The following is a 20,940-nucleotide window of genomic DNA, read 5'->3' on the forward strand; positions in this document are numbered from 1 at the left end:
TTCGGTGGTCGCTGATCGTCTTTGGCTCAGCCGAGCCCGGCCTGGGTGAGGTGCAACCGCGCATAGCGGCCGTCCGCCGCGACCAGTTCGTCGTGGGTACCCAGCTCCACGATGCGGCCGTGCTCCAGCACGACGATGCAATCAGCCTGACGCACGGTCGAGAGGCGATGGGCGACGACGAGCGTCGTGCGCCCGGTCATCAGGCGCCCGAGTGCCTCTTTGACGAGCTCTTCGGCCTCGGGGTCCAGGGCACTGGTCGCCTCGTCCAGCAACAGGATCCGGGGGTTCCGCACGAGGGCGCGTGCGATGGCCAGGCGCTGCCGCTGCCCGCCCGACAGGCGCGCGCCGCGTTCGCCGACGACGGTGTCCCAGCCGCGCGGCTGCGCCTGCACGAACTCCCACGCGTTGGCGTCGCGCAGCGCCTGCTCGATGCGCTCGTCGGTCACATCCGGCAGGCCGTAGGCGACGTTCTCCCGCACGGTCCCCTCGAACAGGACCGATTCCTGCGGCACGACCGATACCGCGCGGCGGACCGTCCGCAGGTCGAGCTGCTGCATGTCGGCGCCGTCGAGCAGGATCCGCCCGCCGGTGGGACGGAGGAACCCGAGCACGAGGTTCAGCAGGGTTGATTTGCCCGACCCGGACGAGCCGACGAAGGCGAACGTGCGCCCCGTCGGGATGTGCAGGTCGATCTCGTGCAGCGCGTCGTCCTCGGCGCCGGGGTACCGGTGCGAGGCGCTCTCGAGCTCGATGTCGCCGGTCACGCTCGACACCGCCCGCTTGCCCTCGTTCAGCTCGAGGTCCGGCTCCTGCAGCACCTCGGCGATCGAGCGCACCGACTCCAGACCCCGCGCTCCCACCGGGATGAGCATGAGCAGCTGGGTCAGGCCCTGCGTGAGAAGGGTGAAGTAGGTCGACAGCAGCACGACTTCGCCGGGTGAGATCGGCAGGATGCCGGTGAGCGAGAACACGGCCGCCAGAACGAGGCATCCGACCGCCAGCAATTGCATCGCCACCCAGGAGATGGAAGCGACATGCCCGTTGAGCATGTCCAGGTGCAGGCCCGCCCGCCGCACGCCCTCGGCGCCGTGGCTGACGCGGGTGACGGCGGTCTCTTCGAGGCCGTGCGCGCGGGTGACCGGGATGAGCGAGGCCATCTCACCCACCCGCGCCGAAAGCGTTTCGACCTCGCGGCGGAACACCTCGTTGCGACTGCGGGAACGGTTGCGCATGCCGTAGCGGATGCCGATGGCGATCGGCACCGCCAGGGCGTAGACGGGGAGGAACTGCGGCACCGCGATGGCCGTCATGGCGATCGCGCCGATCATGACCATGGTGGCCGACAGCAGCGGGTGGGTGACCTGCTGCAGCATGAGCTCGACATTCTCGACGTCGCGGACGACCTTGGTCTGCACGATGGAGGAGCTCACGCGCGTGTGGTAACCGATCGACAGGCTCTGCAACCGGGCGGCGAGCGCGTTGCGCAGGTCGGCGCCGGTGTCGCGGACCACGGTCATGAAGCTGCGGGTGTAGAGGATGTGGTTCGGGTAGTTCTGCAGCAGCAGCACGACCGCCAGTGCGAACCACCACAACACCGCGGTGACTTCTCCGCCGCCGGCGACGATGTCGATGATGGCAGCGGTGATCACCGGGAGGAACCACAGCGGGATCTCCTTCAGCGCGAATGCGAACACCGCCAGCGCCATGCGCCCGGGCCGCCGGGCGAGCAGGCGCAGCACCGACCGGACCGGGTGAGCGCCGTCGATGAGGTCCAGTGAGCTGGAAAGCGGTTTCCGTGGCACGATGTCCATGGTACTGACGCGGGGGCGATAGCGGTGGCCCCTTGTGACACGCTCGGAGGCACACCATGATCTACCACCTCGCGGGCGACTCGACGGTCGCACCCATGAAACCGGGCGAGGAGCCCCTGGCCGGCTGGGGCGAGGCCCTCGGCGCCGTCATGGCCGCCCGGGTGCGCAACCTCGCCTTCGGCGGCGCGACGACGCAGTCGTTCATCGCCTCGGGGGCTTGGCGGGCGCTCGTGGCAGAAGTCGCGGCGGGTGACACGGTGGTGATCCAGTTCGGGCACAACGACCAGAAGGATGCCGAGCTGGCCTCGCGCGGCGGGTACACCGAGCGTCTCCGCGGGTTCGTGACCGAGGTGCGCGCGCTGGATGCGACGGCGGTCCTGTGCACGCCGTGCGAGCGGCGTTGGTTCGATGAGGCCGGGCGGGTGACGCCGACGCACGGCGACTACCCCAACGCCGTGCGCGATCTCGCCGTCGAGCTCGGTGCGCCGCTGATCGATCTGACCGCCTTCACCACGTGGCTGTACGAGGACCTCGGCGCCGCGGCATCCACTCGGCTGCTGTCGCATTATGCGCCGGGCGAGACCGCCGCCTGGCCTGAGGGGCTCACCGACGACACGCACTTCCGCGTGGAGGGCGCGCGGCGGATCGCGGCCTTCGTCGCGCGCTCGCTGCGGGCCATCGAGCGCCGCGATGGCGACCGACCCGCGCGCGGCTCGCAGTTGGTCAGCTGACCTCTGCCGCGGTGCGGATGCTCCCCCGGGCGCGGGTCGGAGTCAGGGGAACGAGAGCGGGGCGGGGCGGCGGAGCCCGGCGTGCGTCACGGCGGGCCAGCGCGGGTCGGCGGTGAGCACCTCGACGCCGCCGGCGGTGACCAGCACGGTGTCCTCGACCTTCGCGCCCGGGGCGCTGGGGTTCCACGCGAAGGCGTGGTGCGCCACGATCTCGTCCGTCGTGATCGCCGTCGCCCGCGGGTCGCGCCCGGCATAGCCGGTGGGCCCGCCCTGGTGGTGCCGCTGCCACTCGTCAGCGCCGAATCCGTGGGCGCCGTACGCCGCGCACCCCGCGGCGAACGCGTCGGCCAGCGTCGCACCGGGCCGGGTGGCGGCGAAGAAGTCCGCCTCCACTGCGAGGATCCGCTCGTCGTCCGCTCCCGCAGCGCCGACCCAGCGGGTCGCATTCGCGATGAGCCCGTGCCGCCGGCCGCAGACCACGAGCATCGCGCGGTCGCCGAGCGGAGCGTCGGTGGGGAGTGGATGCCGGTGCGGCAGCCGAGCCCGCCCGGCCACGAGCACCACGAGCGGGTCGATGCCGTGTTCGACGAGCCCGGCGGCCAGCGCGGCGGCCGCGAGCCGCTCGGTGTGCCGCGGGGACAGCTGCGCCGCGGCATCCGTCAACGCCTGCGCCACCTCCCGCCCCAGCGCCCGGTAGCGGTCGCGTTCGGCCGGCAGCAGGCTCGCGCGGGCGGCGCGCAGCGCGGCCGCGACCTGGCTCTCGGCCGTCGCGGCGCCGACGGCGGCGGCGGCTTCGGCGGGCGACGTCTGCCAGGGCACCGGCACCACGCGGGCGGCGTCGGCGGGGAGCAGGTCCTCCGCGACGAGCCGGTCGGCCTCGTTGGCGGCGACGAACAGAGTGTCGCCTGCTTCGTCGACGCGCACGGCGAGCACGGGCGGGCCGGCGAGCGAGACGTGGGTGCGCACCCCGTCGAGGTACCACGACACTGCTTCGTGCGACGTGAGCAGGAGCGGCGCCCCACCGGCATCCGCCCTGACGCGCGCGAGGCGCTGCTGTTTGCGTTCGCGATCGGGGGTGGACGGCATGGTCACCTCGCGGCTCGGGCGGCCGGGACCGCTGGAAAACGATTTCTCGCCATAGTATGGCCCCGAGGCCCCGCCTCGGAAGGAAGGCCGCGCATGGCGAAGTCACCCGGGAAGTCGACCATCACCGACGTCGCCCGCCACGCCGGGGTATCGCTGTCGACGGTGTCCCGCGTGATGAACGGCAACGCGACCGTCGACGCCGACCTCGCCGAGCGGGTGCGCTCCGCCGCGGTGGCGCTCGGCTACACCGCCAGTCCACTGGCGCGCAGCCTCGTGCTCGGACGCACCCAGACCATCGCCGTGGTCGTACCGGATCTGACCAACCCGACGTTCCAGGCGATCCTGCGCGGACTCAGCCGCAGCGCCGCCGCCGACGGCTACCACGTGCTCATCGCCGACTCGGCCGAGCAGGTCGACGAGGAGCGGGTGCTGGCGACCGAAACGCGTCGGCGCACCGACGGCGTCGTACTGTGCGCGCCGCGCATGAGCGACGAGGACCTGTCGGCACTGCTGCCCGCCCTCTCCCCCGCCGTCGTGGTCAACCGCCCGCCGCAGGACGGTTCCCCCGTCGTCGCGGCGGATTACCGCACCGCGTTCGGCGAGCTGATCGAGCACCTCTACGACCTCGGCCATCGCCGGCTGGCGTACCTGGCCGGCTTGGCGCGCAGCGCGTCCAACGCCGAGCGGCTGGCGGCCATCGCCGACGCCCGCGCCGCACACCCCGATCTGCAGATCGCCGAACTGCGCGGCGGCGTCGACTTCGCCAGCGGCGCCGCTGCGGCAGGCGATGTACTGGCCAGCGGGGCCACCGGCGTGCTCGCCTTCAACGACCTGGTGGCGATGGGGGTGCTCTCCGCGCTGGCCGAGCGCGGCATCGGAGTTCCCCACGACATCTCGGTGACCGGGTTCGACGACATCCCGTTCGCGCAGTACACCACGCCGCCGCTGACGACGGCGGCCGTCCCGTCGGCCGAGCTGGGCGCGCGGGCGTGGACGGCGTTGCACGCGCAGTTGACCGGCGGACAGGCGGATGCCGCAGTGTCCCTGACCCCGCGGCTGATCGCCCGCGCCAGCACCGGGCCGGCGGCCGCGGCCCCCACCGCCGGCTGACGGCATCCTGTTGCCCGCTCACCCCGCGTGCTATCGTCAGAAAACGTTTCCTGAAAGCGTTTCCTGACATGAGGTCCCGATGACGATGACCCGCTACGCGCTCCTGGGCGCCGGCCACCGTTCGCAGATGTACATCGATGCGATCACCGGCGACTACGCCGACCGCGCCGAGCTGGTCGCCATCAGCGAGCCCAATCCGGTGCGGGCGGCCTACGCCGCCGACCACGCCGTCGCGGCCGGTGCCGCCGCCCCGAGCGTGTGGACGCCGGACCGGCTCGAGGAGATGATCGCCGGCGAGCGCGTCGACCGCGTCATCATCTGCGCCCGCGACGATCTGCACGCCGAACTCATCGTGCGGTCGCTGGACGCCGGCGCCGACGTGGTGGTGGAAAAGCCGCTCACGGTCGACGCCGACAGCGCCGCCGCGATCGAGGATGCCGTCGCGCGCACCGGTCGCAGCGTCGTGCTGACGTTCAACTACCGGTATTCGCCGCGCAACAGTGCGCTGCGCCAGGTCATCCAGGACGGGCTCATCGGCGAGGTCACCTCTATCGACTTCTCCTGGATGCTCGACACCAAGCACGGCGCCGACTACTTCCGCCGCTGGCACCGCGAGAAGGTGCACTCCGGAGGGCTGCTGGTCCACAAGTCCAGTCACCACTTCGACCTGGTCAACTGGTGGCTGCGGCAGGAGCCGCGCCGCGTCTTCGCCTCCGGCGGTCTGCGCTTCTACGGAGCGGACAACGCCGCCGCGCGTGGCCTCGGCGTCCGCCCGGACCGGGGCACCCATGAGGGCGAGCACGACGCGTTCGAACTCGACCTGCGCGACGATCCGCGGCTGAAGGCGCTGTATCTGGATGCCGAGGGGCACGACGGTTACCTGCGCGACCGCGACGTGTTCGGCGAGGGCATCACGATCGAGGACAACCTCGCCCTCATCGTGGACTACTCCGGCGGCGCGACGCTGTCGTACTCGCTCAACGCCCACGCCCCCTGGGAGGGCTACCGCGTCGCGGTCAACGGCACGCTCGGCCGCGCCGAACTCGAGGTGATCGAACGGGGCGCCGTGCTCGTCGACGAGGGTCTGCACCCGGTGCTCGACCCGAGCGCAACGGATGCCGGGAGCGCTGCGAGCCTGCGCCCGCAGGGCGAGCGCCTGCTCGTGCAGCGGCACTGGGAAGAGGCGGTGGAGGTGCCCATTCACAGTGGCGCCGGGGGACACGGCGGCGGCGACGCCCTGCTGCTGTCCGACGTGTTCGTCGGACCGGCGGACGATCCTCTGGGCCGCCCCGCTGACTGGAGCGACGGGGTGCGCTCGATCGCCGTCGGCATCGCCGGCAATCGGTCCCTCGAGACCGGGCTGCCGGTGCGGGTCGACCAGCTCGGCATCCGGCTGCTGACCCAGGAGCGCCCATGAGCCGCATCGTCGTCACCGGCGGCGCCGGGCGCTTGGGCCGCACCCTGTCGGCCGGACTCGCCGCCGCCGGCCACGACGTGCTGTCGCTGGACCGCGCCGCGTCGCCGGATCTCGCTCGGGCCGGCATCGAACAGCGTGCGATCGACCTGCGTGACGCGGCTGCCACCCGCGACGCCCTGACCGGCGCCCGCGCCGATGCGGTCGTGCACCTGGCAGCGATCGCGGTGCCCTTCAGCGCGCCGGAAGAGGTCATCATGCAGACCAACGCGGCGCTGGCGGTGTCGGTGCTGGGTGGCGCGGTGGCGGCCGGGATTGCGAAGATCGTCGCAGCCTCCAGCCCCACGGTGCTCGGGTACGGGTCTCCCACGGGGTGGCTGCCAGACCGGTTCCCGCTGGACGAAGACACCCCGCCCCGGCCCTGGAACGCGTACGCGCTGTCGAAGCTGCTGATCGAGCAGACCCTCGGCATGCTGCAGCGTCAGACCGGCGACGCGGTGCGGTTCGCCGCGTTCCGCCCCTGCTACGTCCTGGCACCCGAGGAGTGGGCGGGGGCGATCACCCAGCAGGGCCACACGGTACGCGAGCGCCTGGACGACCCGGCACTGTCGGCGCCGGCGGTGTTCAACTACGTCGATGCGCGCGACGTCGCCCGGTTCGTCGACACGCTGCTGGCGGCACTGGGCGACATCCCCAACGGCGAGACGTTCTTCGTCGCCGCTGACGACGCGCTGGCCCGGCGGCCGCTGGCCGAGCTCGTCCCGCAGTTCTACCCCGGCACCGAATCAAGCGCCGCCGTGCTCACCGGCACGGCCTCGGCGTTCTCCAACGCCAAGGCGCGGCGCCTGCTGGGCTGGCGACCCCAGCACGACTGGCGCAGCGAACTTGCCGCGGCCGCGGCTGCGACCCCCGGCTCCGCCGGTTCCCCCGGCTCCCGAAAGGACGTTCCCGCATGAACTTCGACGGCATCCTCTTCTTCCCCGTCACCCCCTTCGACGCGGCGGGGCGGATCGACGCCGACCTGCTCGCCGCACACATCACGACGGGACTCTCGCATGCCCCCCGCGGCATCTTCCCCGCCTGCGGCACAGGCGAGTTCCACGCGCTGAGCGCTTCCGAGGCGGCGACGGTGGTCGGCACCGCGGTCGCCGCGATCGACGGCGCGGTCCCCGTCGTCGCCGGCACCGGCGGTCCGCTCGGGCACGCCGTCGACGTCGCCCGGCGGGCAGCGGATGCCGGTGCCGACGCACTCCTGGTGCTGCCGCCGTATCTCGTGGGTGGTCCGCAGGCGGGACTGGTCGCCTACGTCGAGGCGGTGGCCGCGGCATCCGACCTGCCCGTCATCGTCTACCACCGCGGCAACGCGCAGTTCACCCCCGAATCGATGCGGCGCCTCGCGCAGAACCCGAAGGTCGTCGGTTTCAAGGACGGTGTCGGCGACGTCGGCGCGGCGCAGCTGATCGTGCGCGCGATCGCCGAAACGGGGCGCGATGACTTCGCGTTCTTCAACGGGCTGCTCACCGCCGAGCTCACCCAGGCGGCGTATCGCGGCATCGGCATTCCGCTGTACTCGTCCGCCGCGTTCGCGATGATCCCCGAGGTCGCGAACGCGTATTACCGCGCATACTGTGACGGCGATGAGCCGCGGCGCCTGGCGCTGCTGGACGGCTTCTACGCGCCGCTGGTCGCGCTGCGCGACGAGACCCCCGGGTTCGGCGTCTCGCTCATCAAGGCGGGACTGCGCCTCGGCGGGCTGCCGGTCGGCAACGTCCGCGCCCCGCTCGTGGACCCGACGCCGGCGCAGGAGGCGCGGCTGGCCGAGATCCTCCACGCCGGGCGGGCGCTGCTGTGACCACGGTCGCCTCACTCGACGCGCGCCTCGTGCGCGTGCCGCTGGCACGCCCGTGGGGAGCGGACGTCACCAGCGTCGGCGTGATCGCGACGCACCTGGTGCGCTCCGACGGCGCCGAGGGGTGGGGCTTCTCGTGGACTCCGCAGATCGGCGGGGAGGCGGTGCTGGCGCTGCTGCAGCACGACATCTCGGCCGCCGCGGTGGGCCGGCCCGCCGAGCCGGGCGCGGCGTGGCAGGCCATGTGGGAGCACCTGCACGAAGCCGGTGGCGGCGGGATCACCACGATCGCCCTCGCCGGGCTCGATCTTGCACTGTGGGATGCCGCGGCGCGCGCAGCCGGAGGGACGGTGACCGACCTGCTGGGCCCGCAGCGCTCGTCGGCGGCCGCCTACGGCAGCGGCGTCAATCTCCACTACCCGCTGGAAGAGCTCGTTGCGCAGGCCGAGCGGTGGGTGGCATCCGGATTCGACGCCGTGAAGGTGAAGGTCGGCAAGCCCGAGGTCGCCGAGGACCTGGAGCGTCTCCGCGCGGTGCGGGACGTCATCGGGGCCGACCGCGCGCTGATGATCGACGCCAACCAGCGGTGGGACCTCGACCGGGCCACCCGGTCGCTGGAGGTGCTGGCGGAGGTGGGTCCGGCGTGGATCGAGGAGCCGCTGCGCGCGGACGACCTCGCCGGGCACGCCGAGCTCGCCCGTCGCCTGACCGCCACGTCGCGGCTGCCCATCGCCGTCGGCGAGAACCTGCACACCGAGTACCGGTTCGCCGATTTCCTTGCTGCCGGGGCCGCGCAGATCGTGCAGCCCAACGTCGTGCGCGTCGGCGGCATCACGCCGTTCCTGCGCATCGCCGAGCTCGCCGCGCGGCACGCAGCGCCGCTGCATCCGCACCTGCTGCCGGAGCTGTCCGGACAGCTCGCACTGTGCCTGCCGGATGTCGCCGGCGTGGCAGAACCACTGGTCGAGGACGTGGAGGAGGCCGGTTTCGGCAGCCTCGGCGCGCTCATCGACCCCTCCCCCGTCGCGATCGCCGCCGGGCGCGTGCGCGAGGTGCCCCACGCGGGCCTCGGGCTGCGCTTTCGGTGACCGCTGTTCCCTGTCGAAAGGACCCGTCATGACCACCACCGCCGAACAGCTCGACGAGATCGCCGCCGCCGCCGCTGCCGCAGCGCCGGTGTGGCGCACCTCGTCGGCACCCGACCGCGCCGGATGGCTGCGCGCGCTCGCCGACGCGCTGGACAGCGCCGCCGACGAACTCGTGCCGATCGCCGACCGCGAGACGCGGCTGGGCGAAACCCGCCTGCGCGGCGAGGTCGGGCGCACCACGGGCCAGCTGCGGCTGTTCGCTTCTGTCGTAGAGGAGGGCTCGTACTTGGAGCTGATCGTCGACGACGCGGATGCCGCGGCCACCCCGCCGCGACCGGAACTGCGCCGCATGCTCACCGGGGTCGGGCCGGTCGCGGTGTTCTCGGCGTCGAACTTCCCGTTCGCGTTCTCGGTGGCAGGCGGCGACACCGCCTCCGCCCTCGCGGCGGGCAACCCCGTGATCGTGAAGGCGCACTCCGGGCACCCGGAGCTGTCGCGGCGCACCGCCGAGATCGCGGCCGCGGCGCTGGAGGCCGCCGGCGCGCCGGCCGGGTCGCTCGCGCTCGTGGAGGGGCGGGAGGCCGGGAACGCGCTGGTGCGGCATCCGGTCGTCCGCGCTGCCGGCTTCACCGGCTCGGTCGCCGGCGGGCGCGCGCTGTTCGACCTGGCCGGCGCCCGACCCGACCCGATCCCGTTCTACGGGGAGCTGGGCAGCGTCAATCCCGTCGTGATCACTCCCGCCGCCGTCGCCACGCGCGGCGCGCAGCTGGCCACCGGGCTGGCGGGCTCGTTCACCCTCGGCGTCGGCCAGTTCTGCACCAAGCCCGGTGTGGTGTTCGTGCCGCGGGGAGCGGGATTCGAGGCGACTGTCGCCGCTGCGGTCGTCGGCGCGTTGGGCGGGCCCCTGCTCACCGACCGCATCACCGAGGCGTTCCCGGCGGGCATCGACGCGCTCACCGCCGATGAGTCGGTCGAGGTCGTCGCCCGCGGTGCCGAGACCCCCGACGGAGCACGGCCGATCGTGCTGGCGACGGATGCCGCCGCCGTCGCCGACCGCCCCGAGACGCTGCTGGAGGAGTGCTTCGGGCCGGTGACGCTGCTGGTGCGCTACGACGGCGACGACGACCTGCACCGTGCGCTGCGCGCCGTGCCGGGAAGCCTCACCGCGACGCTGCACGCTGAGGAGGGCGACGACGTCGCCGAGACGCTCGCGCTGTTGCAGGATCGCGCCGGGCGGGTGCTCTTCGCGGGGTGGCCGACCGGGGTCGCCGTCACGTGGTCGCAGCAGCACGGCGGACCGTGGCCTGCCACGACGTCGCTGCACACGTCGGTCGGTGCGACCGCCATCCGGCGGTTCCTGCGGCCGATCGCGTTCCAGGACGCCCCGGAGCGCCTGCTGCCGCCGGTGCTGCGCGACGAGGCGCTCGCGCGGCTGCCACACCGTCGCAACGGCGTGCTGACAGTGCCGTAGCCGGCATCCGGACGACCGCTGACCCGGTTCTTCCTGAATTGTGCGCCGGCGCCGCCGGGCCCCCGGACAGGAAAGCGCTTCCCGGGTAAACTGGGCTTATGACCTCCCGCTTCCAGATCGGCGAGACCGACTTCCTGCTCGACGGCGAGCCGCACCGGATCATCTCCGGCGCGATGCATTACCCGCGCGTGCACCCTGACCTGTGGCGCGACCGGCTGCGCAAGGCGAAGCTCATGGGACTGAACGCCATCGAGACCTATGTCTTCTGGAACGCACACGAACCCGTCCCGGGTCAGTGGGATGCCAGCGGCGCGCTGGACCTCGGCCGGTTCCTCGACCTCATCGCCGAGGAGGGCATGCACGCGATCGTGCGTCCCGGGCCCTACGTCTGCGCCGAGTGGCACAACGGCGGCCTGCCCACCTGGCTCACCGCCGACACCGAGATGACACTGCGCAGCTCCGACCCGACCTACCTCGCGGCGGTGACGAGCTATCTCGACCGGGTCAACGCGATCGTCGCACCCCGGCAGATCGACCAGGGCGGCAGCGTCATCCTGGTGCAGATCGAGAACGAGTACGGCGCCTACGGCTCCGACAAGGCGTATCTGGCCGAGCTCATCCGGGTGACCCGGGCGGCGGGCATCACGGTGCCGCTGACCCAGGTGGACCAGCCGATCCCCCACATGCTCACCGGCGGCGCGCACGAGGGCCTGCACAAGACCGGGTCGTTCGGCGCCCGCATCTCCGAGCGCCTCACCACGCTCCGCGAACACCAGCCGACAGGTCCGCTGATGTGCATGGAGTTCTGGTGCGGCTGGTTCGACCACTGGGGCGAGAAGCACCACACCACGACGTTCGCCGACTCGGCCCGCGACCTCGATGAGCTGCTCACCTCGGGTGCATCGGTGAACATCTACATGGTGCACGGCGGCACGAACTTCGGCCTCACCAACGGCGCGAACGACTCCGGGCGGTACCTCCCGATGGTCACCTCTTACGACTACGACTCCCCCATCTCCGAATCCGGCGACATCACCGAGAAGTTCCGCGCGTTCCGTGACGTGATCGCCAAGCACGCCCCCGTGCCGGACGAGCCACTCCCCGAGCCCGTCGACGCGCCGGTACTGTCCGTGCCGCTCGAGTCCGTCGGCGACCCGCTGCCCCTCGTCGCCATCGACCACGGCACGTTCGCCACCGCGCCCACGCTCGACGAGCTGGGCCCGCAGCTGGTGCTGGCCGAGTACGCGGCGGCCATCGACACCGACCGCACCCGCGTGCTCGAGGCCGACGTGCGCGACTACGCCTGGGTGTCGGTCGACGACCGGCCCACCGGCATCCTGCAGCGCACGATCGGCGACCTGGCCCTGCCTGTTCCTGCCGGCAATGAGCTGCGGATGCTCGTGGAGGAGACCGGCCGGGTCAACTACGACACCAAGATCGGCGAGCCCAAGGGGATCGTCGGCGACGTGCGCCTGGATGGCGAGCCGATCGCCGGCCCGTGGCACGTACGCACATTCGATGTCCCCGCTCTCGCGCAGGCGGTCGCGGATGCCGCGCCCGGCGGCACACTCGCGGGCGGCCGCGCCGCGGGGCCGGTGGGCTTGCGAGGGTCCTTCGAGCTCGCGGCATCCGCAGATCTCTTCCTCGACACCGCCGGCTGGGGCAAGGGCTACGCCTGGGTCAACGGGTTCTTCCTCGGCCGCTACTGGCGCCGCGGCCCGCAGCGCACGCTCTACGTGCCCGGCCCCGTCACCCGCGCCGGCCGCAACGACCTCGTCATCGTCGAACTCGAGACGCTCACCGATGCGACGGCGCGCTTCGTCGCCCGTCCCAACTTGGGACACGAGGTGGAGTAGCCGCGCCGAGCCATCCGGCAGGATGGATACATGTCTTGGCTTGTCACCGGCGGTGCCGGTTATATCGGTGCCCACGTCGTCCGCGCACTCGCTTCGGCGGGGCTTGACCCCGTCGTCATCGACGACCTCTCCAGCGGCCACGCGTCGTTCGTGCCCGAGGGGGTGCCGTTCGTGCAGGGGACGATCCTTGACCGCGAGCTGGTCACGACGACCCTCCGCGACCACGGCGTCGAAGGCGTCATCCACGTCGCCGGGTACAAGTACGCCGGGGTGTCGGTCAAGCGTCCGCTGCACACCTACGAGCAGAACGTCGATGGTACGCGCGTCGTGCTGCAGGCGATGGCGGATGCCGGTGTCGACAAGCTGGTCTTCTCCTCGTCGGCCGCCGTCTACGGCACGCCCGATGTCGAGCTCGTCGTCGAGGACCTCCCCAAGCGCCCCGCTTCCCCTTATGGCGAGTCGAAGCTGATCGGCGAGTGGCTCATCCGCGACCAGGCAGTGGCGACGGCGGATGCCGACAAGCCGCTGCGCCACACGTCGCTGCGCTACTTCAACGTCGTCGGCTCCGGCGACCCGACGGTGTACGACACCAGCCCGCACAACCTGTTCCCGCTGGTGTTCGAGGCGCTCATCGAGGGCCGCACACCCCGCATCAACGGCGACGACTACGACACCCCCGACGGCACGAATGTGCGCGACTACGTGCACGTGGCCGACATCGCCGCCGCTCACGTCGTGGCGGCCGAGCGCCTGTCCGCCGGTGAGCCGCTGGAAGCGGCCTACAACCTGGGTTCGCGCAACGGCCTGTCGGTGCGGCAGATCATGGATGCCATGGCGCGCGTCACCGGCATCGACTTCACGCCCGAGATCGCGCCGCGTCGTGCCGGCGACCCGGACCGCATCGTCGCCACCGGCGAGCTCGCGGCCCGCGACCTGAACTGGGAGAACCGGTACTCGGTCGACGAGATGGTGCGCACGGGCTGGGAAGCCCGCCGCGCGGCGGACTGAGCCGGGCCCGCGGCCGGCCGGCATCCGGCCCCCGCGCGTGCCGAGCGTAGGAGATGTGACGACGGTAGGACGGATGCCGGCGCGGATCTCCTACGCTCGGCCCATTTCCTACGCTCGTGACGGTGCTCGTGACGGTGCGGCGCTCGGCGGCGACGGTGCGGCGCTCGGCGGCGGCGCGGTGCTCGCGCGCGGCACGAGGGTCGCGGGCAGCAGCACCGACGCATGGCCGGCGCCCTCGATCGCGTCCACGAGCGCGGCGACGGCCGCAGCCCCCAGCTCGTCGAAGTCCTGTCGGACCGTCGTCAGCGGCGGCCGGTAGTCGGCGGCATCCGCCACATCGTCGAACCCGACGACGCTGACCTCCTCCGGCACGCGGCGGCCGGCGTCGGCCAGCGCCCGCAGCGCACCCAGCGCCATCTGGTCGTTCGCGGCGAAGATCGCCGTGAGCTCGGCGTCGGGAGCGCCCAGCGCCGCGACCGCCTCGCGCCCGGATGCCGCAGTCCAATCGCCCCGCACCACCGGCGGCACTTCACGGCCTGCGCCTGCCAGTGCCGCCCGCCAGCCGCGTTCGCGCTCCCCCGCCGCGAACGACGCCTCGGGGCCGGCGAGGTGCCACACGGTCGCGTGGCCCAGCGCGAGCAGGTGCTCGGTCGCCGCCCGGGCGCCGGCAGCGTGGTCGGTGCGCACGACGGCGAACCGGTCGTCCGGCGGCGAATCCACGACGACGAGCGCAAGGTCCGCCGGCGCAGTCGCGTCCCGCACGACGGCGGTGGCCTCGTTGAGCACGATGGCCCCGTCCACACCCTGGTCGCGCAGGCGCGCGAACGCGTCGCCGATGCCGGATGCCGCATCGAGGGTCACCACCGTGACGGCATAGCCGCGGCCGGCCGCGGCCTCGACGACGGCCTGCAGCATGCGGGAGTTGCCGATGGTCGCGAGCGTCGTCGCGACCAGGCCGATGGTCTGGGTGCGGCCGGTGCGCAGCGCCCGCGCGGCTCGGTGCGGCCGGTAGCCCAATTCGGCCATGGCCTGCTCCACCCGTTCCCGCGTGACGGGATCCACGCGGGGGCTGGCGTTGACCACGCGCGAGACGGTCTGCCCGGAGACACCGGCGCGCGCGGCGACGTCGAGCATGGACACCCGGCGGCCGTTAGCGCGCTCGGGTCCTCGCAGATCCGCCAACGGGTCGTAGGCCACGGCGATCCCCTCTCACAAGCTCATGTTGACGATAACACAGGCGCGGGCATACCATGTTGACGTGAACATGCCTGAGTTCCACGCCCCCGAAGCCCTCACCCTCGGTGCCGGCGTCGTCAAGCGCCCCACGCGCCTGGCCGACGGCCGCGACCTCATCTACTACGACGACCCCGACACCACGCTCGGTGCCGAGCGGGCCGTCGATGCCCGCGTGCTGGACCCGCGGCCGGCCACGGCCACGATGCGGCAGGACGTCCTCACCGGCGACTGGGTCTCGGTGGCAGCCTCCCGGCAGAACCGCGCGTTCCTGCCGCCGGCGGAGCTGGACCCCCTCGCCCCGCAGACGGCGACGAACCCGTCGGAGATCCCCTCGCGCTACGACGTCGCGGTGTTCGAGAACAAGTCCCCCTCGTTCGGTCCCGCCCTGGCCGAAGCCCACGGCGACGCCCCCGCCGCCGTCGACCCGCCCCGCGGCATCGAGGACCTCGAGCACCTCGGCCTCGGCCGCACCCGCACGTCCGTCGGCCGGTGCGAAGTGGTCTGCTTCAGCCCGGAGCACTCCGGGTCGTTCGGCACGCTGTCGGTCACGCGCGCCCGCACCGTGATCGAGGCATGGGCGGACCGCACGGCCGCGCTGTCGGCGCTGCCCGGCGTGGAGCAGGTGTTCCCGTTCGAGAACCGCGGTGAGGCGATCGGCGTCACCCTCCCCCACCCGCACGGCCAGATCTACGCGTACCCCTACATCACGCCGCGCACCACCCGCCTGCTGGATTCGATCGACCGCACCGCGCCGGATCTGTTCCAGCGCATCCTCGACTTCGAGCGAGGCAGCGACCGCGTGCTCATCGCCGGTGAGCACTGGACGGCGTTCGTGCCGTTCGCCGCCCGCTGGCCCATCGAGGTGCACCTGCTGCCGCATCGCCATGTGGCCGACTTCGCCGAGACCACCGAGGCCGAGCGTGATGAGCTCGCGCCGCTGTACCTGAAGCTGCTGCGCGGCGTCGACGCGCTCTACGACTCCCCGACGCCCTACATCGCCGCGTGGCATCAGGCGCCGGTCAACCACGGCCGCGACACCGTGCGGCTCAACCTGCAGCTGACCAGCCCCCGCCGCGCCGCCGACAAGCTCAAGTTCCTCGCCGGCAGCGAGGCCGCCATGGGCGCGTGGATCGGCGATGTGCCCCCCGAAGTCGCCGCCGACCGGCTGCGCACCGCCATCGAAGGAGTCTCCCTGTGACCGCTCAGCCCACGGCGGACGCCGCCCGCGACCTGTTCGCGACCCTCACCGGCAACGAGCCGGTGGGCACCTGGTCGGCACCTGGTCGAGTGAACCTCATCGGCGAGCACACCGACTACAACGACGGCTTCGTCTTCCCGTTCGCCACCCCCCACCGCACGCACGTGGCTCTGGGCACCCGCACCGACGGGCGCATCCGCGTCACCTCGACGTTTGACCCGGTGCCGGTCGAGGTGGCCCTCGCCGACCTCGACGCGCTCTTCCCGAGCGAGGACGCGCCGCGCGTGCCGGAGTGGTCCGCCTACCCGCTCGGTGTCGCGTGGGCGCTGCTGCACGCCGCCGGGCTCTCCGCCGACGCCGTCACCGGCGTCGACCTCGCTTTCGCCTCCGACGTCCCGGTGGGCGCCGGGCTGTCGTCGTCGGCCGCGATCGAAGGGGCAGCGGCAACCGCTCTCGCTGAGACCTGGGGCATCGACCTCGACCGCGTGACGCTGGCCAAGGTCGGGCGCCGCGCCGAGAACGAGGCGGTGGGCGCCCCCACCGGCATCATGGATCAGATGGCGTCGATGCTGGGACAGCCGGATGCCGCGATCTTCCTGGATTGCCGCTCGCTCGATGTCCACGTGGTCGACCTCGGCTTCGCCGCCGCGGGGCTGGAACTGGTCGTCATCGACACCCACGTGAAGCACGCGCATGCCACCGGCGGCTACGGCGAGCGCCGCGCCTCGTGCGAGAAGGGCGCCGCGATCATGGGCGTGACGTCACTGCGCGACGTATCGGTGGCCGACCTCGACCGTGCCCGCGAGCTGATGGACGACGTCACCTTCCGGCGCGTCCGGCACGTGGTGACCGAGAACCAGCGGGTGCTGGACACCGTCACCGCGCTGCGTGCCGACGGCCCCCGCGCGATCGGCGGCCTGCTGGATGCCTCGCACGTATCGATGCGCGATGACTTCGAGATCTCGGTGCCGGAGCTGGACACCGCGGTCACGGCGGCCGTCGCCGCCGGTGCCATCGGCGCGCGCATGACCGGGGGCGGCTTCGGCGGCTCCGCGATCGCGCTGGTCGAGCACGAGCGGGTCGCGGCGGTGACGGATGCCGTCACGCAGGCGTTCGCGGATGCCGGATTCGCCGCGCCACACATCTTCACCGTGGCCCCGTCGGCCGGCGCCCACCGCGACGCCTGACCGGCGGCATCCGCCCCGCCTGCATCTCACCGGTACAGGAGGAATCACCGGCACAGGACGATCCAGCGCGGATCGTCCTGTGTCCGGGATTCCTCCTGTTTACGGGAGACGGTGAGCCGGGGAGACGCCGAGACGGCTCAGCCGCAGAAGGGCACGGCGCCGTCGAGGTTATCCGGTGTGATGAGTGAGATCTGCACCTGCGAGATCTTCTCGGCGGAGTCGTCGTCCAGCAGCGCGAGCGCGTTGGTGACGGCCGTCGCGCCCAGGTTGGACGCCGAGTCGGACACCGTGGCGGCGAACTTCCCCTCCTCGATCGCAGCGAGCCCGGGTTCCGTGCCGTTCATCGTGACGATGACGAGATCCTCCCGACCCGCGGCGTCGAAGGCGGTGCGGGCGCCGAAGGCCATGTCCTCGTTCAGCACGAACACGTAGTCAAGGTCGGGCTCGGCCTGGATCATGTTCTCGGCCACGCCCTGGGCCGCCGCGCGGTTGAACATTCCCGGCTGGTTGGCCACGATCGTGGCACTGGCCGGCAGCGCGCCCTCGAACCCGGCGACCACGTAGTCGCTCGACGCGCCGGGGGCACCCGCGATGACGCCAACGGCGACCTCGGCACCCGCGGCATCCTCGGCGATCCAGCCGGCGGCCAGCGCACCGGCGCCGGCCAGGTCCACCACGGTTGCACCGAGGATCTCGGAGGTGTCCTCGGGGACGACGGCGATGAGGTAAAGCGGCACGCCTGCGGCGGCGGCCTTCTGGATGCCGCCCTGCAGCGCATCCACGCTGACCGTGTTCAACAGGATCGCGTCGACCCCGCGGGAGATCATGTCCTCAACGTTGGCGAGCTCCTTCGCTGCATCCGCGTCGGAGTTGGCCGTAAGCAGTTCGACGCCGGCGTCGCTCGCGGCCGCCTCCACGCCACCCTGCAGGCAGGACCCCCACTCATTGTTCGCGCCACTGATGAACGCGATGCTGCGGTCGGCGGCCTCTCCTGCGGCGCCGTCGCCGGTGCCCCCGGGGTCAGCGGCGTCGGCGGCGCAGCCGGCGAGTGCGCCGGCGATCAGGGTGGCCGCGGCGAGCGCGGCGAATCGGTGCGGTGTCTTCATGTGAGGTCCCTTTCTGGGTGCCGTCCCGCGTCGTTGCGGGAAGGAGTCGGAGGTGTCAGCGGCGGCGCTGCCAGGCGTTGGCGACGGCCGCGATCAGCAGCACGGTCCCGACGGCCATCTGCTGCAGGTAGCTCGAGACGCCCAGCAGATTGAGGGCGTTGGCGACGATCCCCAGCAGCAGCACGCCCAGCGCCGTGCCGATCATCGTGCCCTTGCCGCCGGCGAGCGCCGTGCCGCCGATGACGACGGCGGCCACTGCCTGCAGTTCGATCGTGAGCCCGGCGACGCCGGGGCTCGCGGCGGCGAGCCTGGCGAGCATCATGACTCCCGCGAGACCGGCCAGAGCGCCCATCAGCGTGTACAGCAACACCTTCGTCCGGGCCACGGCGATGCCGCTGAGCCGTGCGACGTCCTCGTTGCCGCCGATGGCGAAGGCATTGCGCCCGAACGAGGTGTACCGCAGGGTGAGGCCGAGTACAACACACACCGCGGCGGCGGCGATGAGCAGATACGGCACGCCCAGCACCGCGCCGTTGCCGAAGGTGTAGAGCGCTTCGCCGGCGGAGACGCTCATGCCGTTGAGGATGAACAGGGCCAGCCCGTCGAGCAGCGTCGCGGTGGCCAGTGTCGCCACGAACGGCGCGACGCTGGTGAAGGTGATCACGAGGCCGTTGACGAGGCCAATGGCGGATGCCGCGACCAGCCCGACGATGATCGCCATGCCCGTGTCCGCTCCCCCGGCGATGAGCTGGGCGACGAGGGCCATGGTGACCACGGCGTTGGATCCCATCGAGAAGTCGATGCCCCCGGCGATCATGAGCACCGTGAGCCCCGCCGCGATCACGGCGATGACGCTCACCTGCCGCAGCACGTTGACCAGGTTGTTGGCGGTGAGGAAGGCGTCGGAGCCGAACGTGGTGACCACGACCAGTACCAGCATCACGGCGATGAGGCCGGCGTGACCGCCCAGCATCCACCACGGCCGGGTGGCGCGGCGAGCGAGCACCGTCGCGGAGGTGAGGGGGTGCAGTTCAGTCATGCGAGGTGTCTCCTACGGTCAGGGCGACGAGCTGGTCACGGGAGGCGTCGGCCACATCGAGCACGGCCAGCACGCGACCCGCGCTGACCACCGCGATGCGGTCAGCGAGGCGCTGCACCTCGGCGACATCGGACGACGCAAGCAGCACGGCACTGCCGCCGGCGGCGAGGTCGTCGATGAGGCGGTGGATCTCGGCCTTCGCGGCGACGTCCACGCCGTTGGTGGGCTCTTCGAGGAAGCACACCCGCGGTGCGCTCTCGAGCCACTTGCCCAGCAGCACCTTCTGCTGGTTTCCGCCGGAGAGCTGCCCGACGGGCGGGTTGGCCTGCAGCGTCGTGACTCCGAATCGGGCGCGCAGGTCGGCGGCCCGCCTGCGCAGCGCGCCCCAGTTCACCAGCACCCGGCCCTGGGCGCGGTCCTGTGCCATCGTGATGTTCTCATCGACGGTGAGGCCGACGACCAACCCCTGGGAGAGACGATCGCCGGTGACGCAGCGCAGCCCGCTCGCCAGCGATCGGCGCACGCTCCGCCACGGCACGTCGACGCCGTCGACCCGCAGCGTGCCGGCATCCGGCGCCCGCAGCCCGGTGAGCGCGGCGAACAGGTCGCTCTGCCCATCGCCGGCCGGACCGAGCACGGCGACGACTTCCCCTGCTCGCACATCGATCGAGGCATCCTGCAGCCGGTGCCCCACGGTGAGTCCGTCGATGCGCAGCCGTTCCTCGCCCGGGGTGCGTTCCCGCGCGGGGCGCTCGGTGTCAACGTGCTCGCCCACCATGGCGTACACCAGCGATCCGATGTCGAGGTCATCGCGAGCCACCGTCAACCGCCGGCGGCCATCCCGCAGCACCGTGACCCGATCGGCGAGATCGAGGATCTCATCGAGATGGTGTGAGATGTAGACGACCGCGCGCCCCTGATCGCGCAGCCGCTTCACCAGGGCGCGCACCTGCATGGCGGCGGCACCGCCGAGCGAAGCCGTCGGCTCGTCCAGCACCAGCACGCGGCCGCCGCGGTGCACTTCGCGGGCAATCTCGACCATGGTCTGCTCGGCCGCCGTCAACGCCCCGGCGCGGCGGCGGGGGTCCACCTCGACCCCGACGGCCCGCAGCGCGGCTTGGGCTTCGCGCATCATCCGACCCCACGACACGACGCCGGCGACACGGGGCAAGTCCCCCAGGAAGAGATTCTCGGCGACAGTGAGCGAGCCGACGAGATCCCGCTTCTGCGGCACCGTTGCGATGCCGTGCTCCCGGGCGCGGCGCGGGGTCAGGCCGGTGAGCAGCTCCCCGTCGAACACCATGACACCGTCGTCGGGCACGTGCGCGCCGCTGATCACCCCGACGAGGGTCGACTTCCCGGCCCCGTTCATGCCCACCAGCGCATGCACCTCGCCCGCGACCACATCGAAGTCCACGTCTCGCAGCGCGGCCGCGCCGCCGAAGGACTTGTGGATGCCGGTCAGCGCGAGCAGGGGGCCCTGCGCGGCCTGAGGCCGCGCAGGGCGGTCAGTGGATGAATCCGGCACTGTGCTCCCTGCGCCATCGCAGTCTGCGCGGACGGCGTTCGTCCGCGAGGCAACCCCGGAGATGGGGTGCGTGCCGCCATCCTCCCCAGTGCACCGAAGCATAAGGAGGCATATATATGCATACATATGTTTCGGGTTTCGACGGCACCGATCGGGGCATGCGGCCACTACCGTGCTTGACGTGGCCGTGCGATGCAGCGCGGCTCCTCGCAAGGAAGCAGG

General features: G+C 72.1%; 17 protein-coding genes. 11 read left to right on the top strand and 6 right to left on the bottom strand.

What is annotated here, in order from left to right:
• Positions 1-26: 26 nt before the first annotated feature.
• Entirely contained in the window at positions 27-1,802 is a 1,776-nt protein-coding gene (locus NQ151_RS09165) for an ABC transporter ATP-binding protein (protein WP_257527881.1), read from the bottom strand.
• A gap of 65 nt (positions 1,803-1,867) precedes the next feature.
• Between NQ151_RS09165 and NQ151_RS09170 the strand changes: the two genes are divergently transcribed.
• Positions 1,868-2,542 carry a rhamnogalacturonan acetylesterase gene (locus NQ151_RS09170; protein WP_257507618.1) on the top strand — a complete coding sequence of 225 codons (675 nt, stop codon included), beginning with the start codon at positions 1,868-1,870 and terminating at the stop codon, positions 2,540-2,542.
• Between the two features lie 42 nt (positions 2,543-2,584).
• Here the strand turns inward: NQ151_RS09170 and NQ151_RS09175 are convergent, their stop codons facing one another.
• Positions 2,585-3,550: a M24 family metallopeptidase gene (locus tag NQ151_RS09175; protein WP_257527895.1), complete on the bottom strand. Its 966-nt coding sequence runs from the start codon at positions 3,548-3,550 to the stop codon at positions 2,585-2,587.
• A 171-nt stretch (positions 3,551-3,721) separates the two neighbouring features.
• Here NQ151_RS09175 and NQ151_RS09180 point away from each other — a divergent pair, with 171 nt between their 5' ends.
• The 8 genes from NQ151_RS09180 (at position 3,722) to galE (ending at position 13,424) form a co-directional block, all read left to right on the top strand.
• Positions 3,722-4,738: a LacI family DNA-binding transcriptional regulator gene (locus tag NQ151_RS09180; protein ID WP_257527882.1), complete on the top strand. Its 1,017-nt coding sequence runs from the start codon at positions 3,722-3,724 to the stop codon at positions 4,736-4,738.
• 79 nt (positions 4,739-4,817) lie between these two features.
• Positions 4,818-6,155, top strand: coding sequence for a Gfo/Idh/MocA family protein (locus NQ151_RS09185; RefSeq protein ID WP_257527883.1), 1,338 nt, complete (start codon positions 4,818-4,820; stop codon positions 6,153-6,155).
• Positions 6,152-7,108 carry an NAD-dependent epimerase/dehydratase family protein gene (locus tag NQ151_RS09190; RefSeq protein ID WP_257527884.1) on the top strand — a complete coding sequence of 319 codons (957 nt, stop codon included), beginning with the start codon at positions 6,152-6,154 and terminating at the stop codon, positions 7,106-7,108. The genes NQ151_RS09185 and NQ151_RS09190 overlap by 4 nt, the downstream gene beginning before the upstream one ends.
• Positions 7,105-8,004, top strand: a complete 900-nt coding sequence (locus NQ151_RS09195; protein WP_257527885.1) for a 5-dehydro-4-deoxyglucarate dehydratase — start codon at positions 7,105-7,107, stop codon at positions 8,002-8,004. Before NQ151_RS09190 ends, NQ151_RS09195 begins: the two co-directional genes overlap by 4 nt.
• Positions 8,001-9,089, top strand: coding sequence for a mandelate racemase/muconate lactonizing enzyme family protein (locus NQ151_RS09200; RefSeq protein ID WP_257527886.1), 1,089 nt, complete (start codon positions 8,001-8,003; stop codon positions 9,087-9,089). The genes NQ151_RS09195 and NQ151_RS09200 overlap by 4 nt, the downstream gene beginning before the upstream one ends.
• A 28-nt stretch (positions 9,090-9,117) precedes the next feature.
• Positions 9,118-10,560, top strand: a complete 1,443-nt coding sequence (locus tag NQ151_RS09205; protein ID WP_257527887.1) for an aldehyde dehydrogenase (NADP(+)) — start codon at positions 9,118-9,120, stop codon at positions 10,558-10,560.
• Between the two features lie 98 nt (positions 10,561-10,658).
• Positions 10,659-12,416 carry a glycoside hydrolase family 35 protein gene (locus tag NQ151_RS09210; protein WP_257527888.1) on the top strand — a complete coding sequence of 586 codons (1,758 nt, stop codon included), beginning with the start codon at positions 10,659-10,661 and terminating at the stop codon, positions 12,414-12,416.
• A 30-nt stretch (positions 12,417-12,446) separates the two neighbouring features.
• Positions 12,447-13,424 (top strand): UDP-glucose 4-epimerase GalE, encoded by a 978-nt coding sequence (gene galE / locus NQ151_RS09215; RefSeq protein WP_257507610.1) that lies wholly within the window; start codon positions 12,447-12,449, stop codon positions 13,422-13,424.
• A 108-nt stretch (positions 13,425-13,532) separates the two neighbouring features.
• Here galE and NQ151_RS09220 read toward each other — a convergent pair whose 3' ends face one another.
• A complete protein-coding gene (locus tag NQ151_RS09220; RefSeq protein WP_257527896.1) occupies positions 13,533-14,558 on the bottom strand; it encodes a LacI family DNA-binding transcriptional regulator in 1,026 nt (341 codons plus the stop codon).
• Between the two features lie 130 nt (positions 14,559-14,688).
• On the opposite strand from NQ151_RS09220, the gene galT reads away from it, so the two are divergent.
• Together galT and galK are read left to right on the top strand one after the other, a co-directional pair.
• Positions 14,689-15,858 (top strand): galactose-1-phosphate uridylyltransferase, encoded by a 1,170-nt coding sequence (gene galT, locus NQ151_RS09225; protein WP_257527897.1) that lies wholly within the window; start codon positions 14,689-14,691, stop codon positions 15,856-15,858.
• Entirely contained in the window at positions 15,855-17,045 is a 1,191-nt protein-coding gene (galK, locus tag NQ151_RS09230; RefSeq protein ID WP_257507609.1) for a galactokinase, read from the top strand. Before galT ends, galK begins: the two co-directional genes overlap by 4 nt.
• Before the next feature lie 137 nt (positions 17,046-17,182).
• Here galK and NQ151_RS09235 read toward each other — a convergent pair whose 3' ends face one another.
• The 3 genes from NQ151_RS09235 to NQ151_RS09245 are packed head-to-tail and all read right to left on the bottom strand — an operon-like array spanning position 17,183 to position 20,718.
• Positions 17,183-18,151, bottom strand: coding sequence for a sugar ABC transporter substrate-binding protein (locus NQ151_RS09235; RefSeq protein ID WP_257527889.1), 969 nt, complete (start codon positions 18,149-18,151; stop codon positions 17,183-17,185).
• 55 nt (positions 18,152-18,206) lie between these two features.
• Entirely contained in the window at positions 18,207-19,190 is a 984-nt protein-coding gene (locus NQ151_RS09240; RefSeq protein WP_257527890.1) for an ABC transporter permease, read from the bottom strand.
• On the bottom strand, positions 19,183-20,718 hold the full coding sequence (locus NQ151_RS09245; RefSeq protein ID WP_257507606.1) for a sugar ABC transporter ATP-binding protein: 1,536 nt from the start codon (positions 20,716-20,718) through the stop codon (positions 19,183-19,185). Before NQ151_RS09245 ends, NQ151_RS09240 begins: the two co-directional genes overlap by 8 nt.
• Positions 20,719-20,940 lie beyond the last annotated feature (222 nt).

Source organism: Microbacterium sp. zg-YB36 (genome assembly GCF_024623575.2).
GTDB lineage: Bacteria > Actinomycetota > Actinomycetes > Actinomycetales > Microbacteriaceae > Microbacterium.